At 62.6% G+C, this 14,396-nt stretch carries 15 protein-coding genes; 9 read left to right on the top strand and 6 right to left on the bottom strand.

Features of this window, described 5'->3' with window-relative positions:
* Window positions 1-22: 22 nt before the first annotated feature.
* Window positions 23-1,738, top strand: a complete 1,716-nt coding sequence (locus SM763_RS15215; protein WP_368999046.1) for a flotillin family protein — start codon at window positions 23-25, stop codon at window positions 1,736-1,738.
* 61 nt (window positions 1,739-1,799) lie between these two features.
* On the opposite strand, the gene SM763_RS15210 is transcribed toward SM763_RS15215, so the two are convergent.
* The 4 genes from SM763_RS15210 to SM763_RS15195 all read right to left on the bottom strand — a co-directional run bounded on the left by SM763_RS15210 (window position 1,800) and on the right by SM763_RS15195 (window position 4,981).
* Window positions 1,800-3,023, bottom strand: coding sequence for an MFS transporter (locus SM763_RS15210; RefSeq protein ID WP_065273556.1), 1,224 nt, complete (start codon window positions 3,021-3,023; stop codon window positions 1,800-1,802).
* A 64-nt stretch (window positions 3,024-3,087) separates the two neighbouring features.
* Complete coding sequence (locus SM763_RS15205; RefSeq protein WP_368999045.1) at window positions 3,088-3,828, bottom strand: ImuA family protein; 741 nt, start codon at window positions 3,826-3,828, stop codon at window positions 3,088-3,090.
* A 166-nt stretch (window positions 3,829-3,994) separates the two neighbouring features.
* Window positions 3,995-4,396: a rhodanese-like domain-containing protein gene (locus SM763_RS15200; protein ID WP_368999044.1), complete on the bottom strand. Its 402-nt coding sequence runs from the start codon at window positions 4,394-4,396 to the stop codon at window positions 3,995-3,997.
* Between the two features lie 183 nt (window positions 4,397-4,579).
* Complete coding sequence (locus SM763_RS15195; protein ID WP_065271130.1) at window positions 4,580-4,981, bottom strand: rhodanese-like domain-containing protein; 402 nt, start codon at window positions 4,979-4,981, stop codon at window positions 4,580-4,582.
* 203 nt (window positions 4,982-5,184) lie between these two features.
* Here SM763_RS15195 and SM763_RS15190 point away from each other — a divergent pair, with 203 nt between their 5' ends.
* Window positions 5,185-6,228, top strand: coding sequence for an aldo/keto reductase (locus SM763_RS15190; protein WP_368948629.1), 1,044 nt, complete (start codon window positions 5,185-5,187; stop codon window positions 6,226-6,228).
* A 210-nt stretch (window positions 6,229-6,438) separates the two neighbouring features.
* On the opposite strand, the gene SM763_RS15185 is transcribed toward SM763_RS15190, so the two are convergent.
* Window positions 6,439-7,473: a GlxA family transcriptional regulator gene (locus SM763_RS15185; RefSeq protein ID WP_065271128.1), complete on the bottom strand. Its 1,035-nt coding sequence runs from the start codon at window positions 7,471-7,473 to the stop codon at window positions 6,439-6,441.
* A 135-nt stretch (window positions 7,474-7,608) separates the two neighbouring features.
* On the opposite strand from SM763_RS15185, the gene bcoG reads away from it, so the two are divergent.
* The 4 genes from bcoG to SM763_RS15165 all read left to right on the top strand — a co-directional run bounded on the left by bcoG (window position 7,609) and on the right by SM763_RS15165 (window position 11,222).
* Window positions 7,609-8,526 (top strand): 3-dehydrocarnitine:acetyl-CoA trimethylamine transferase BcoG, encoded by a 918-nt coding sequence (bcoG, locus tag SM763_RS15180; RefSeq protein WP_368999043.1) that lies wholly within the window; start codon window positions 7,609-7,611, stop codon window positions 8,524-8,526.
* On the top strand, window positions 8,523-8,897 hold the full coding sequence (locus SM763_RS15175; protein WP_368999042.1) for a hypothetical protein: 375 nt from the start codon (window positions 8,523-8,525) through the stop codon (window positions 8,895-8,897). The genes bcoG and SM763_RS15175 overlap by 4 nt, the downstream gene beginning before the upstream one ends.
* Window positions 8,898-8,986: 89 nt before the next feature.
* The gene (locus SM763_RS15170) at window positions 8,987-10,459 is read left to right on the top strand and encodes a carnitine 3-dehydrogenase (RefSeq protein WP_368999041.1); all 1,473 of its coding nucleotides are present in this window, start codon (window positions 8,987-8,989) and stop codon (window positions 10,457-10,459) included.
* A gap of 10 nt (window positions 10,460-10,469) precedes the next feature.
* A complete protein-coding gene (locus SM763_RS15165) occupies window positions 10,470-11,222 on the top strand; it encodes an SDR family oxidoreductase (protein WP_368999040.1) in 753 nt (250 codons plus the stop codon).
* Window positions 11,223-11,281: 59 nt separating this feature from the next.
* On the opposite strand, the gene SM763_RS15160 is transcribed toward SM763_RS15165, so the two are convergent.
* On the bottom strand, window positions 11,282-12,145 hold the full coding sequence (locus tag SM763_RS15160) for a helix-turn-helix domain-containing protein (protein WP_065271123.1): 864 nt from the start codon (window positions 12,143-12,145) through the stop codon (window positions 11,282-11,284).
* A gap of 150 nt (window positions 12,146-12,295) precedes the next feature.
* On the opposite strand from SM763_RS15160, the gene SM763_RS15155 reads away from it, so the two are divergent.
* The 3 genes from SM763_RS15155 (at window position 12,296) to SM763_RS15145 (ending at window position 14,380) form a co-directional block, all read left to right on the top strand.
* The gene (locus SM763_RS15155) at window positions 12,296-12,502 is read left to right on the top strand and encodes a DUF2061 domain-containing protein (protein WP_065271122.1); all 207 of its coding nucleotides are present in this window, start codon (window positions 12,296-12,298) and stop codon (window positions 12,500-12,502) included.
* Window positions 12,503-12,569: 67 nt separating this feature from the next.
* Window positions 12,570-13,460 carry a fatty acid desaturase gene (locus SM763_RS15150; RefSeq protein ID WP_274832822.1) on the top strand — a complete coding sequence of 297 codons (891 nt, stop codon included), beginning with the start codon at window positions 12,570-12,572 and terminating at the stop codon, window positions 13,458-13,460.
* 17 nt (window positions 13,461-13,477) lie between these two features.
* Window positions 13,478-14,380 (top strand): EamA family transporter, encoded by a 903-nt coding sequence (locus tag SM763_RS15145; RefSeq protein WP_368999039.1) that lies wholly within the window; start codon window positions 13,478-13,480, stop codon window positions 14,378-14,380.
* The last annotated feature ends 16 nt before the right edge of the window (window positions 14,381-14,396 follow it).

Raw genomic sequence — 14,396 nt, 5'->3', positions numbered from 1 at the left:
TGTCCCACAGGGAGGTTTCTCAATGGAGTTTGAGTTTCTGTTGATTGTTGTTGTTACCGTAATTATTTTTCTTGCCCTGTTCGGGCTTGTTATTGGTCGCCTCTACCGGCGCTCTACCCGCGAGATCAGTCTTGTGAAAACAGGGGCTGGCGGCAAAAAGGTGATCATGGATGGTGGCACGATCGTTGTGCCCCTGTTGCATGAGGTCAGCCCGGTCAACATGAAGACCCTGCGCCTTGAGGTGAAGCGCGACGGCGAGGCGGCATTGATCACCCAGGACCGGATGCGCGTCGATGTGGGGGTGGAATTCTACGTCTCGGTCATGGCCACAACAGAAGGGATCGCCCGTGCGGCTCAGACCCTTGGCAGCCGGACCTTCGATGTGGAGCAGCTGCGAGAAATGATCGAGGGTAAGCTGATCGATGGTTTGCGCGCCGTGGCCGCCCAGATGACCATGGACGGGCTGCATGAAAACCGCGCTGACTTCGTTCAGGAGGTGCAGAACGCGGTTTCCGAGGATCTGCTCAAGAACGGTCTGTCGCTGGAATCCGTTTCCTTGACTGCGCTCGACCAAACCCCGTTCGAGGCGCTGGATGAAAACAACGCTTTTAACGCGGTGGGGATGCGCAGGCTGGCCGAGGTGATTGCGACCTCGAAGAAAGAACGCGCCCAGATTGATGCGGAGGCGGATGTCGCCGTGCGCCGCGCCGCGATGGAGGCTGAGCGTCATAAGCTGTTGATCGAACAGGACGAGGAACAGGCCCGGATTGAGCAAAAGCAAAAGGTGGAAACCCTGCGTGTGGCGCAAGAGGCCGAGATTGCCGCCCGCACCGAGGACAGCGTGCGCGAAACCGAACGCGCCCGGATCGCGCGGGAAGAGGCCATTCGCGCCGCCGACATCGAGCGCGAGCGTAAGATCCGTGAGGCCGAAATCTCCAAGGAGCGGGAGTTGGAGGTCGCTGAACAGGAGCGCCAAATCATCATCGCGCAGAAATCCGAAGAGGAAAGCCGCGCCCGGGCCTCGGCGGATCTGGCTCGCGCCGAAGCGACCAAGGCGACCGAAGCGGTGGCAACCGCCCGCCAGGTGGCAGAGGCCGAGCGTCAGAAGCAGATCGTTCTGATCGAAGCCACGCGCGAGGCTGAACGTCAGGCCACCGGCATTCGTCTGGCTGCCCAGGCGGAGAAGGAAGCCGCCGCCGACCGCGCAGAAGCGCGCCGTGAAGAGGCGCAGGCCGAAGCCGATGCACTCAACATCCGCGCCGAGGCCAAGAAGAACGACATGCTGGCCGAGGCGGAAGGTAAGCGCGCCATCGTTGAGGCAGACAATGTCCTGTCTGAGGCTCAGATCCGCTTCAAGGTCGATCTCGCCCGGATCGAAGCGATGCCCTCCATCGTGGCGGAAATGGTCAAACCTGCCGAAAAGATCGACTCGATCAAGATCCATCAGGTCGGGGGCATGGGCGTTGGCGCAGGCGGTGCAGGCTCCGTGGCCGCACAGGCGGGTGGCGGCGACAAGCCCGTCGTCAATCAGGCGCTCGATTCCATTATGGGCATGGCGGTTCAGATGCCTGCCCTGAAGAAGCTGGGCGAAGAACTGGGCCTGTCCATGGAGGATGGGGTGGCCGGGATCACCAGCGGCGCTTTGGGGGTGTCATCTGGACCTGCCAAAGAGACGGTGGAGGCCGAGGCATCGGCGGCAGAAGAAGCGGCTGATGAGGTGGAGACGCCGCTGGCCTAGATCGCCTGGTTGCACACATTGTATGAAAGGGCTGGATTTCTCCGGCCCTTTTTCGTGGGATCTAGCGTTTCTCGCGCGAGCCTTTCATCAACCGTCCGATGGTAAAGGAGGTGCGCGGGGCGTAGACGTAGTTGGTGCGTTCGTCCGGGGTCGGGCGCGAGCGCATGCGCGACAGGCCGAACAGGATCAGCCCAAAATGGCCAACCGCGATAAAGGCAAACAGCGCCTTGGGTCCGTAGCCGCTGATTAGTGCGGAGGATACATAAGGCGCAGCGATGGCGCCGAGCGCGTAAAAGAACATCAGTGCGGCAGAGAGTTCGACCCGCTCGTCTGATGTGGCAAAGTCGTTGGCATGTGCCGATGAGACCGAGAAGACCGGGAAGGCGGTGAAGCCAAACAGCCCTGCCATCATCATGGTGGCCTCGGTGCTTTGACCCGATATGAGGATCGTCAGGCCGCAAGACATAATGGCGGCTGCCGACAACCAGATCAGCACCCAGCGGCGGTCATATTTGTCCGCAAGCCAGCCCACCGGGTATTGCGCGAGCGCGCCGCCCAGCACGAAGGCCGCAAGGAAAAAGGCGACCTGGTTCAGCTCCAACCCAACTTCGGTGCCGTAGATCGGCCCCACCATCCGGAACGAGGCAGCGCCGATCGCGGCGACGATGACGCCGACGACGGCCAAGGGCGAACAGCGCCAGGCCAGCCCGGGCCGCAGGCGCGGCGCGGCTGGGGTTGCGGGCTGGCTGTTGCGGGTCAGGGTCAGCGGCAGCAGCGCGGCGCAGCAGAGCAGGGCCAGAAGGTTGTAGGAGACGTAAGAGGCCGGTGGCAGTACCGCGATCATCATCTGCGCTGCAAGGGAGGCGATCAGGTCGGCCAGCCGGTAGGTGCCCATGGCCCGGCCACGGCTTTCGTTGGTGACCTTGGCGTTCATCCAGGCTTCGATCACCGTGTAACAACCGGCCACCGACAGCCCGGATGCGATGCGCATCGCGGCCCAGGCCAGTGGCGCTTCGGTGAGGGTGTGTCCGATCAGGCCCATCGCCCCGAGGGCGGTGCAGACGGCAAATGCGCGGGAATGGCCCACCGTGCCCATCAGCCGTGGTGCCCACCAGCAGCCGATGAAAAAGCCCAGAAAATGCGCTGACCCCAGTAGACCGATTTCCTGCTTGTCAAAGCCGAGCGTCAGGCCCGAGATCGCATCCAGCGGTCCGACGCCGCCAGCAGAGAGCTGCAACAGAATGACAGAAAGGAACAGGGCGGCAAAGGAAAGGATCAGGCGCATGGTGTTGCCGACTGTGCCAATGCGCGTGGGGATTGCTAGCCCTTTTCGTCAGATCATGTCGTATTCAGCTAACTTTTTTGATTTGCTTCCCGGCTTCTTCCATTGGGGGCGTGCCTCGGCTCTGGCCTTGGTCCTGTCCGGGGGAGGGAGTGGACGTGTCAGGGGCAACAGTTTCAGTCAAAGGGCCGCCCGGAGCCCGTTGTGTCAGCTGCCAGCTGCGCGGGGGCAGGGCGCGGGCGCGCAGCCGGTCCAGCTGCCAGATACGATTGCGGTACTGATGCGCGGGGCGCATGGTCCAGCGGCTTTCGATGCCCTGGGCGCCGCCCGCGCCGGGCGTCAGCAATAGGGCCAGCGGCGCGTTTCCGTCCATCGCCAGAGGCCCGCCCGCCGCAGCTGCCATATGCAGGCGCCGGACCGGGGTGATGGCCGGGGGGGCGGGCAGGTCCGCGATGACAAGCGGGGTGGCGCCGCTACGCAGGGCTTCCTCCATGGTCCAGAGAACATCTTCGGGTCGGGGGGCTGTCACCCAGAGAAACCGGGACGGATCCGCAAAATCCACCATGCCGTCGGGGTTCAGTTCTGCGGCGTCCCGGGGCGGAGAGATCCACAGCACTGGCCCGGCCATCGCCCCGGCCAGCCAAAGCGCGAAACTGTACCGGGCGCTACCACAGGCTTCATGCGCTCGACCGCGCTGCAGGGCGATATCCCCGAGCAGGGTGACGCTGGCCTTTCGCTGTCTTTGGCCAGGGGTGGAAGCAGAGGCTAGTCCGGTAGGCAGCTGTGGAGGGATGGGGTGAATCGACATGGTTGTTAGATTACAATGTTCGCTTTTTGTTCTCAATATTATTTGGCGGGAGTGCAGCAGAAAGGGCAAGGCATGAAGGAGGGGGAGTGGGGTAAAAGGCAAGCGACACGGGAGGGCCGTGTCGCTTTCCTTTTGCCGCTCAGGGCGGGTGATATCCGGCGGTGGGTCAGCTCTCGCGGGGGACGACGGCGCCGCCCTCTTCGGCCCATTTGGTAAATCCGCCTTCCAGATGCATGACCGGGGATAGGCCCATTTCCATCGCCGTGCGTGCGCTCAGCGCCGAACGCCAGGCACTGGCGCAGTAAAACACATAGGTTTTGTCCTGGTTGAAGATGGGCTTGTGATAGGGGCTGTCAGGGTCGATCCAGAATTCAAGCATGCCGCGCGGGCAGGAAAACGCGCCGGGGATCATGCCCGAGCGCTGCAGCTCACGAATATCGCGCAGATCGACAAAGACGTAAGACTCGTCCTGGGCTTTCTCTTTGGCGTCCTCCACGGACATGGTGTCAACCATGGCGTTGGCTTCGGCAAGCAAGGCCTTGATGCCTTTGGTGATGTTCTGTGGCATGGAGACTCTCCCTGATTAGATCCGCCGCAGGCTGTTCTATTTTCACACCCCCGGCAAGACCCTCGGATGCGACAGGCAGCAGGAAAGCGCAGGGAGACATGACGACGCCCCGGCATTCGGAGGTGCCGGGGCGTCCAGAGAAGGGCGCAGGCCTTCTCTTCACTCAGTGCGGGTAGGCCAGCGTTACCATTTAACCGGACACAAGGCGCCGCCGCTTTCCATCCAAGCGTCCAGGCCGCCCTCCAGATGCCGGACCTCGGGAAGGCCCATTTCCAACGCAGCCTTGGCAGCCAAAGCCGACCGCCAGCCATTGTCGCAGTAAAAGACAAACAGCTTTTCTTCGTCAAAGACCTCCTTGTGGTAGGGGCTTTCCTTGTCGATCCAGAATTCCAGCATGCCACGCGGGCAGGAAAACGCGCCGGGGATCACGCCGGTGCGGTAAAGTTCGCGAATGTCGCGCAGATCCACGAATTGGGAGCGTGCCTGGCTTAGGAGCGCCTGGGCTTCATCGAGCGTCACGTGTTTCACTACGCTGTCCGCTTCGGCGATGAGTTCCTTGTAACTTTTCTTCAGTGGAAATGTCATGGGGTGCTCCTTCAATTCGGTTTATGTTTCAGGGTCTTGTTCCGGGTCCTTACGTGATTTTCGTTCGGGTCGGGCGGTACCTGTTCGCGTTAAGAGTGTGCCTTTTTTGGAGGCAGCAGGTAAAGCGACCAACGGCATAGGGTTGCACTCCTTTGGGTCAGGAGTAGTGTCTTTTGAAACGTTTGAGACAGGGATCGCGCGATATGAAAATGAACCCTCTGGGCCGCACCGGAATGACGGTATCCGAGCTGTGCCTTGGCACCATGACCTTTGGCACCCAGACCAGCGAGGCCGACGCACATACTCAGATCGACATGGCGCTGGCGGCGGGCGTGAACTTTGTCGACACCGCCGAAATGTACCCGGTGAACCCGGTCAGCAAGGAAACCGTCGGCCACAGTGAAGCGATCATCGGCAACTGGAATGAAAAGACCGGACGCCGCAGTGATTACATCCTGGCCACCAAACACTCGGGCGAGGGGCTTGCCGTGGTGCGCGACGGAGAGGCGATCTCGTCAAAGACCATCGCGCCGACCATCGAAGGCTCGCTGAAGCGGCTGAAGACCGATTACATTGATCTCTACCAATTCCACTGGCCTAACCGGGGCAGCTACATGTTCCGCAAGAACTGGAGTTATGATCCCTCGGGCCAGAACCGGGAGGAAACCCTCGCCAATATGCTGGATTGCCTGGAGGCGCTGCAGGCGCAGGTGGACAAGGGCAATATTCGCGCCTTTGGTCTTTCCAACGAAAGCGCCTGGGGCACGGCCCAATGGCTGCGCCTGTCCGAGGAAAAGGGCTATCCGCGGGTGGCTTCGATCCAGAACGAATATTCGCTCCTGTGCCGGATGTATGATACGGATCTGGCCGAACTCAGCGTCAACGAAGACGTGGGGCTGATGGCGTTTTCGCCGCTGGGAACCGGACTTCTGACCGGAAAATACCAGGGCGGTGCGGTGCCAGAAGGATCACGCAAGACGCTGAACCCAGAGCTGGGCGGGCGCCACTCGCCGCGGGTCTACGCCGCCGTTGATGCCTATCTGGAGATCGCAAAGCGCCACGGGCTGGATCCGGTACATATGGCGCTGGCCTGGTGCCGCACGCGGCCCTTCATGGCCTCGGCCATCTTCGGGGCGACCACCGTTGCGCAGCTGGAGCATGCCCTGCAATCAGTCGATGTGACGCTGGATGCGCAGGTGCTGGAGGAGATCGACGCGGCCCACCGCGCCCACCCGATGCCTTACTGATCGTTCACTACACGAAACAGAGCGCTCCCGCGCCCGCAGGTGCATCGGCTGATGCCGATACCCCTTGGCGGCCTTGGGCCAGGCTCGGCGCTTCCGCGCCGAGCCTGGCCCAAGGGGAACGGTACATGTTTCATGTGCCGGTGACGCGCGGGAGCGCCCCGCGATCCTTCAGCCCGGTTGTGTGACTAGGTCGGCCCGTTTGCCGCACCCTCAGTGGGTGGTGGGGCGGTGATCCTGCGCGGCGTGGTCCGCGGTGGAATAGGCCGTGGATTGCGTTTCGTTCCGCTCCTGGCGCAGATCCCGGGCCGAGCTGCCATGCGCCAGCCGGAAGGCGCGGGCAAAGCTCGATTGCGAGGTGAACCCCGTGGCCATGGCCACATCCATTAGCGGCAGATCGGTATCGGTCACCAGCCGCCGCGCCTCGGCCAGGCGCAGTTGCAGGTAATGGTCCTGCGGCGTGGTATTAAGGCGCAAGCGGAATTGCTGCTGCAGGCTGCGCGGGCTGGTGCCGAGGCTTTCTGCAATGCGCGCAAGTGGCATTGGATCATCCAACGCCGCCTCCATCAGCGCATTCGCCTTGGCCGTCAGCGCGTTGTGCTTGTGTCCGCCAAGGCGGCTTTGCGGGCGGGCCATGCTGGCAGCCCCGTCATAAAGGAACAGACCAGCGACGCGGGCGGCAAATCCGGCGCCATGACGGGCGCTGATGATATGCAACATCATCTCGATTGCGGGGGTTGCGCCGCCCGAGGTCATCCGTCCGTCGGACACGGTAAAACGGTCGCTGCGGCAATCCACATCCGGGAAACGGGCCGAGAAATTCTCCAGATCCTCCCAATGGGTGGTCGCGGGGTGATCGTTCAGCAGGCCCGCTTCGGCCATCAGCCACGGACCGCCGTCGATGCCCGCAATGGTGGCACCGGTTCCCGCAATGCGGCGCAGCCCGGCCAGCAGGCTGGGGGTGGCGTGGCGCGCCAGCTGGAACCCTGCCACCACAATCATCAGCTCGCATCCTTCGAGCCGGGACAGAGGCGTGGTCGGCACCGTCAGCCCACTGGTCAGCATCGGCGGCTCATCCGTAGCGCTGATATAGTCCCAGTCAAAGGCACAGCGACCGGCCAGCCGGTTGGCCGCGCGCATCGGGTCGACCGCTGCTGCAAAGGACAGCGTGTTGCATTCGTCCAGCACCAGAACCGCGCATTTCAGCGGGCGATGCTCGGGTTGCAGGATGTTTTTCGCGGATTTCATCAAGTTGGATTCGCTTTGCGTAAACTGTTCCCCGGAAGGCTGAGGCACAGTAGAGGTCAACGCAAACAGGAATCTGGGGAGGAGCCTGGGGATAACCCACGGCAAAACCCTGTACATTGAGGGGAAAACGAAAACATGCCTCTGACCATGAACCGCGACGTCTTTATCACCTGTGCCGTGACCGGCTCTGGCGGCAGCCAGGACCGCAGCCCGCACGTGCCGCGCTCGCCCAAACAGATCGCCGACAGCGCCATCGCAGCAGCCAAGGCCGGCGCGGCCGTGGTCCACTGCCACGTGCGCGATCCCGAAACCGGTACCCCGAGCCGCGACTTGGGTCTTTACCGCGAAGTTACCGACCGCATCCGCGACAGCGACACCGATGTGGTGCTGAACCTGACCGCCGGCATGGGCGGCGACATCACCTTTGGCGCCGTGGAAAACCCGCTGCCGGTCAAGGACGCGGGCACAGACATGATCGGCGCCAGCGAACGCATGGCGCATGTGGCCGAATGCCTGCCGGAGATCTGCACGCTCGATTGCGGCACCATGAACTTTGCCGAAGCCGATTACGTGATGACCAACACCCCCGGCATGCTGCGCGCCATGGGGCAGATGATGACCGATCTGGGCGTGAAGCCCGAGATCGAAGCCTTTGACACCGGCCATCAGTGGTTCGCCAAGGAACTGGTGAAAGAGGGCATTTTGGACAGCCCGGCGCTGGTACAGCTGTGCATGGGGGTGCCCTGGGGCGCGCCCAATGACCTAAACACCTTCATGGCGATGGTGAATAACGTGCCGGACGACTGGGACTGGTCGGCGTTTTCGCTGGGGCGTGACCAGATGGCCTATGTCGCGGCCTCGGTTTTGGCGGGCGGCAATGTACGCGTGGGGCTTGAGGATAACCTCTGGCTGGAGAAGGGCGTGTTAGCCGAGAACTGGCAGCTGGTGGAGCGCGCAGGCACCATCATCGAGAACATGGGTGCCCGTGTGATCGGCCCCGAAGAGGTCCGCAAGCAGCTCGGCCTGACCAAACGGGCGCCGGTGGCGAAGTGATCCGCCGGGCTCTGACACCCATGGTCTTTTGCGGCGCGGCGCTGTCTGCTGCCGCAGAGGAGGCACCGCTTTGGGAGGGCTACTGGTCCCCCAATGCGGCCTGGTGCGCCCGGGCCGGGGATGTCGGAGAGCAGACGCCTGACTGGTACGGACGCGAAGGGTTATTCGGCCTGGAATGGAGCTGTGACATCGCGGCGGTCCGCGAGACTGGCGTGGGCAACAGCTGGGCTCTGAAACTGCAATGCCTTGATGCGGGATACGCGTACAGCGATGCGCAGATATTCTTGGTGACGCCGGATGATCGGCTGCAGATCATTGATGAAAACGGGTTCGCGGCCGATCTGGTGCGCTGCGCAGCTCCACAAGACTAAACTGATGGGATGGCGTGCACGGTGCGCCCTGTGAAAGCGCAGGCGTCGCCCGCGCAGAGGCACAGCCAAATGCAAATGGAAATGAGAACATGAAAACAGCAGCAATCATTGGCGGCGGCGTGATCGGCGGGGGCTGGGCCGCGCGGTTCCTATTGAACGGGTGGAACGTGCGGGTCTTTGATCCTGACCCCGAGGCGGAGCGCAAGATCACGGATGTGCTGGATAACGCCCGCCGGTCCTTGCCGGGGCTTGGCAACGTGGCCCTGCCTGCCGAGGGCGCGCTGTCTTTCCATCCCACCATTGCCGAGGCGGTTGCTGGCGCCAGCTGGGTGCAGGAAAGCGTGCCTGAGCGGCTGGACCTGAAGCAGAAGGTCTATGGCGAACTTCAGCAGCATGTGGCGCGGGGCGCGGTGATCGGCTCCTCCACCTCTGGCTACAAGCCGTCGCAATTGCAGGAGGGGTTCGACAATGCGGCGCAGATCGTGGTCGCGCATCCCTTTAACCCGGTCTACTTGATGCCGCTGGTCGAAGTGGTCACCACCGAGGCCAATACGCCCGAGGTCATCGACAAGGCCAAGGCGATCATCGCCGAAATCGGTATGTACCCGCTGCACCTGAAAAAGGAAATCGACGCCCATGTGGCGGACCGCTTCCTGGAGGCGGTCTGGCGCGAAGCGCTATGGCTGGTCAAGGATGGCATCGCCACCACCGAAGAGATCGATAATGCGATCCGCTACGGCTTTGGCATCCGCTGGGCGCAGATGGGCCTGTTCGAGACCTATCGCGTTGCGGGCGGCGAAGCGGGCATGAAGCACTTCCTGGCGCAATTCGGCCCTTGCCTCACCTGGCCCTGGACCAAGTTGATGGATGTGCCGGAATACAACGACGAGCTGGTCGACCTGATCGCCGGTCAGTCCGATGCGCAATCGGGCAAATACTCGATCCGCGAGCTGGAGCGGATCCGCGACGACAACCTTGTCGGCATGATGCGGGCGCTGGGCAACACCAACTGGGGCGCGGGTGCGCTTCAGAACGCCCATGATAAGGCGCGCGAAGGCGCCATGGGGCTGGCCAGCACCATGCAGGATGTCGCCGACCTGTCGCAGCCGGTTCTGACCCTGAACCGCACCGTTCCGTTGGATTGGACAGACTACAATGGTCACATGACCGAAAGCCGCTATCTGGACGCCTTTGCCCAGTCCACCGACCGAATGATGGCAATCATCGGCTGCGATGCCGACTATATCGCCTCGGGCGGCAGTTTCTTTACCGCCGAGACCCACATCCGCCACATCGACGAGGTGCATGCAGGCCATCCCATTCAGGTCAGGACGCGGGTGATCATGGCCGAAGGCAAGAAGATGCACCTGTGGCATGAAATGTACGAAGGTGAACGTCTGCTGGCGACCGGGGAACACATGCTGCTGCATGTGGATCTGAAAACCCGCCGCTCGGCGCCGCCCGCGCCGCATCTGGCAGCGAACCTGACAAAATTCGCCGAGGCGCATGCGGCACTGCCGACCCCCGAGGGGCTGGGTCGCGCCATCGGCGCGCCGCGCTAGGGCGGCGGCGATGCGGGTTCTGATCACCGCCGGGGCATCGGGCATTGGCCGCGCCATGGGCGAGGCTTTTGATGCCGCCGGGGCCGAGGTATGGGTCACCGATCTCGACCCCGCAGCGCTGGAGGCGCTGCCGGATCACTGGCACTGCCACGCGGCGAATGCCGCGTCCGAGCCGGAGATGCGGGCGGTCTTCGACAAGATCGTCGACGCTGGTGGGCTCGATGTGCTCTGCGCCAATGCAGGCATCGCGGGGCCGACCGCGCTGATCGAGGATATCGACCTTGAGGACTGGCGCTCTTGTGTCAGCGTCAATCTCGAAGGCGCTTTTCTTGCCGCCAAACATGCCACGCCGCTGATGAAATCGGCGGGGCGGGGGGCGATCGTGCTGACCTCCTCGACGGCGGGGATCTATGGCTATCCGAACCGGGCGCCCTATTCGGCGGCGAAATGGGCGGTGATTGGCCTGATGAAAACCCTCGCGATGGAACTGGGGCCTTTTGGCATCCGCGCCAATGCGATCTGCCCCGGCGCGGTGGAAGGACCGCGCATGGAGGGGGTGCTGGAGCGGGAAGCGGCGCTGAAGGGCATGAGCCGCGATGCGGTGTATGAGGGATATGCTTCGGGCACCTCGATGCGGTCCTGGGTGACAGCCGCGGATGTGGCCAATATGGCGGTCTTCCTTGGCTCTGACGCGGCGCGGCTGGTGTCGGGGCAGGTGATCGCGGTGGATGGTCATACCGAAAACCCGGACCCGAAGGTCTGAAGGTGGCTCGGCCTGCTGCCGCAGGCCGAGCCTGAAGCTGCGCCTGGGCGCAGCTGTGCCTAATCGCGGATACCGGTTTTCCAGGCCCGCAGCCGTTCGGGCAGCTGACGGGCGGTCAGATCCGCCTCGCGGATCAGTTGGTCGAAATGGTTGGTGAAGGTCTCGATCCGTTCGCGGTCGCGGAATGCCATGTAGTGGCTTCCGGCATAAAACACGCAAAGCAGCGGCCCGAAAATGGTCACAGGCGATGCGAACAGGCGTTTTGCATCAAAGAGATAGATCCGTAGCCGCGGGTAGAGTTGAGTGCAAAGCCGCTCGAAATGATCCAGCTGCTCCAGCCGGATGTCCAGCGGCAGACCTTCGTAGTAGCCACAGGCATTGGCAAAGCTTTCCAACTCGTACAGCGGCATCGCGATTTCATAGTCGGATTGGGCTTGCCGCATCAGGGACAGGCGGTCTTCGGAGGCGCCGATGGCCTGATCGGCAGTGCGGCCCAGGTGCGGCGCATATTCCCATTCCAGCAGGGCGCGGGTTTTCAGCAGATCGGGCAGGGCGGCCGGCACATGGCGGATCTTGTAACCCGCTGCCTCCCGATGCCATTCGAAAATCCTTTCATCCACCAGGGCGCGTGGCGCCTCGGTGACGGACATGCTGGAGGCCAGCAGCTCTGCCGCGCTTTCGGGGCGGTCCGACAGGCTCAGCAGCCAATCCGCCGATACGCCAAGCGCCGAGGCGCAGGACCCCACCACATGCGCATTCGGCAGCCGGGCGCCGTCATCGGTGAGCAGCTGCGAAATGGTGGACCGGTCCACGCCGGTCTGGCGGGCAAGGGCGCTTTGGCTCATCCCGCGTTCACCAAGTGCCCGGTTCAGGCGTTCACGGAATTGCTGGGCACGTACCCGTTTGTCAATTTTGGTATCCATTGGTAATAAATATCACATATGGTGAAGTTTGTTAATTACATTCAGAATGTCGAACATCCGATACCGGGCCTAGTCTGAGCGCAGGAGCAGGACAGGGCGCGGCTGATGGCACCGCCTGCCAGCTCCAGTCAGCACAGTGTAGGAGGTACTATGGAAACGCGCAGACGTTCTGTCGTGAAAGCGGTGATCTGGAATGTGATTGGCCTGACCGTGATGACGGTTGTGGGCATGCTTGCAACCGGATCGGCGACAGTCGGCGGGGCGATGGCCCTGGTGAACACGGGGCTGGGGTTCGTCACCTACCTGATCTATGAGCGGATCTGGGCCGGGATCGCCTGGGGGCGGGCGCATGTCTGAGGTACGCGCACAAATGTCCGAGGCAATCGGCCAGGGTACGGAGGCGCCAATACTGCCCTCTGACCTGATGCCGCGCGGGGTGGAATGGGGCACGCTGGTGCTGATCCTGATCTGCTATACCGCCTGGTTTGCGGTGATTTTTTGGCTCTCGGCCTTCAGCACGGCACTGGCCGTGGTACTGGCGGGCGTGTTGATCGCCTTTCACTCTTCGCTGTGTCACGAGGCCTTGCACGGGCATCCGTTCCGCAACCGGGTCCTGAACGAGGCGCTGATGGCGCTGCCGCTCAATCTGGTGATCCCCTATGGCCGCTTTCGCGACACCCATCTGGCGCATCATCAGGATGAGCGGCTGACCGACCCGTTCGACGATCCCGAAAGCAACTTCATGTGCCCCGATATCTGGCGGGGACTGGCACCGTGGAAACGCGCCGTTCTACGTATGAACAACACCCTGCTGGGGCGGATGCTGCTGGGGCCGCTGATCGGGCAGATCTGTTTCATGGCGGGGGACTGGCAGCTCGTCCGGCAGGGCGACAGGCGGGTGATTGCGGATTGGCTCCTGCACATTGCCGGCAGCGCGCTGGTGGTCTGGCTGGTGCTGCGTGCGCCGATGCCGGTCTGGGCCTATGCCATTGCCGCCTATCTGGGATTGGCACTGCTGAAGATCCGAACCTTTCTGGAACACCGCGCCCATGAAGAGGTCCGTGGCCGCACCGTGGTGATCGAGGATCGCGGGCCGCTGGCGCTGCTGTTCCTCAACAACAACCTGCATATCGTGCACCACATGCACCCGGGCGTGCCCTGGCACGCGCTGCCGCGGCTCTATCATCGGCACCGCGCGCTCTATCAGGCGGCCAACCGTGCCTATGTGTTCCCCTCCTACCGGCAGATTTTTCGCGACTATTTCCTGCGGGCCAAGGATCCGGTGCCGCATCCGCTCTGGCAAAAGGGGAAATAAGCGCTCATAAGCTGATCATGCTGACCTGGATTCCCGTTTCAATCGCCGCCGCGAGCTTTCAGACCGTACGCTTCATGCTGCAAAAGGTTCTGAGCAGTGTCACCCTGTCCCCGGGCGGGGCGACCTTTGCCCGTTTTGCCTATTCGGCGCCGATCATTCTGGCGGCACTGGCGGCTTATCTGATGGCAACGGGGCAGAGCCTGCCGCATCTAGGTCTCATGTTCTGTGTCTTTGCCACCATCGGCGGCACGGCGCAGATCCTCGCCACAGTCTGTGTGGTGGCCCTGTTCAAGCAGCGCAATTTCGCGGTTGGTATCACCTTCAAGAAGACCGAGGTTATCCAGACAGCGATTGTTGGCCTTGTGGTGCTGGGGGACGGGATCAGCCCCTGGGGCTGGGCAGCGATCCTGATCGGGCTCTCGGCTGTTCTCGTCTTGTCGAAAACTCCGGAAGTGAAGGGCGCCTGGTGGCAGCATCTGACCAACAAGGCCTCACTGCTGGGGCTTGGCTCTGGTGTGCTTTTCGCCTTTTCCGCCGTCAGCTATCGCGGGGCATCACTGCAACTGGGCGATCTGGACCCGATCTTTCGTGCCGGTGTTACGCTGGCATCGGTTGTCTCCTTGCAGACGGTGCTGATGCTGATCTGGCTGGCGCTCAAGGAAAAGGGTGAGATCACCCGCGTCTGGCAGGCGCGCCGGGTTGCGGTCTGGGTTGGTCTGACCAGTATGGGCGGTTCGTTCTGCTGGTTCTGGGCCTTCACCTTGCAAAACGCTGCCTACGTCAAGGCGCTGGGACAGATCGAACTGGTGCTGTCGCTGCTGGCCTCGGTCCTGTTCTTCCGGGAGAAAATCACCGTTCGCGAAATCACCGGCATGGGACTGCTGATCCTGTCGATCCTCGCGTTGGTGCTGGCGATCTAACTAACCCCCTGCGTTG

This window comes from Pseudophaeobacter sp. C1-32P7 (assembly GCF_041008775.1).
Taxonomy (GTDB): Bacteria; Pseudomonadota; Alphaproteobacteria; order Rhodobacterales; family Rhodobacteraceae; genus Phycobacter; species Phycobacter gallaeciensis_A.
The sequence above is the reverse complement of the archived record's forward strand: the minus strand, read 5'-3'. Positions and strand labels throughout refer to the sequence as shown.

Excerpts from the sequence above, each read along its gene's own strand:
- SM763_RS15215 (WP_368999046.1), top strand. The coding sequence starts at position 23 with ATGGAGTTTGAGTTTCTGTTGATTGTTGTTGTTACCGTAATTATTTTT.
- SM763_RS15210 (WP_065273556.1), bottom strand. The coding sequence starts at position 3,023 with ATGCGCCTGATCCTTTCCTTTGCCGCCCTGTTCCTTTCTGTCATTCTG.
- SM763_RS15205 (WP_368999045.1), bottom strand. The coding sequence starts at position 3,828 with ATGTCGATTCACCCCATCCCTCCACAGCTGCCTACCGGACTAGCCTCT.
- SM763_RS15200 (WP_368999044.1), bottom strand. The coding sequence starts at position 4,396 with ATGCCACAGAACATCACCAAAGGCATCAAGGCCTTGCTTGCCGAAGCC.
- SM763_RS15195 (WP_065271130.1), bottom strand. The coding sequence starts at position 4,981 with ATGACATTTCCACTGAAGAAAAGTTACAAGGAACTCATCGCCGAAGCG.
- SM763_RS15190 (WP_368948629.1), top strand. The coding sequence starts at position 5,185 with ATGAAAATGAACCCTCTGGGCCGCACCGGAATGACGGTATCCGAGCTG.
- SM763_RS15185 (WP_065271128.1), bottom strand. The coding sequence starts at position 7,473 with ATGAAATCCGCGAAAAACATCCTGCAACCCGAGCATCGCCCGCTGAAA.
- bcoG (WP_368999043.1), top strand. The coding sequence starts at position 7,609 with ATGCCTCTGACCATGAACCGCGACGTCTTTATCACCTGTGCCGTGACC.
- SM763_RS15170 (WP_368999041.1), top strand. The coding sequence starts at position 8,987 with ATGAAAACAGCAGCAATCATTGGCGGCGGCGTGATCGGCGGGGGCTGG.
- SM763_RS15165 (WP_368999040.1), top strand. The coding sequence starts at position 10,470 with ATGCGGGTTCTGATCACCGCCGGGGCATCGGGCATTGGCCGCGCCATG.
- SM763_RS15160 (WP_065271123.1), bottom strand. The coding sequence starts at position 12,145 with ATGGATACCAAAATTGACAAACGGGTACGTGCCCAGCAATTCCGTGAA.
- SM763_RS15155 (WP_065271122.1), top strand. The coding sequence starts at position 12,296 with ATGGAAACGCGCAGACGTTCTGTCGTGAAAGCGGTGATCTGGAATGTG.
- SM763_RS15150 (WP_274832822.1), top strand. The coding sequence starts at position 12,570 with ATGCCGCGCGGGGTGGAATGGGGCACGCTGGTGCTGATCCTGATCTGC.
- SM763_RS15145 (WP_368999039.1), top strand. The coding sequence starts at position 13,478 with ATGCTGACCTGGATTCCCGTTTCAATCGCCGCCGCGAGCTTTCAGACC.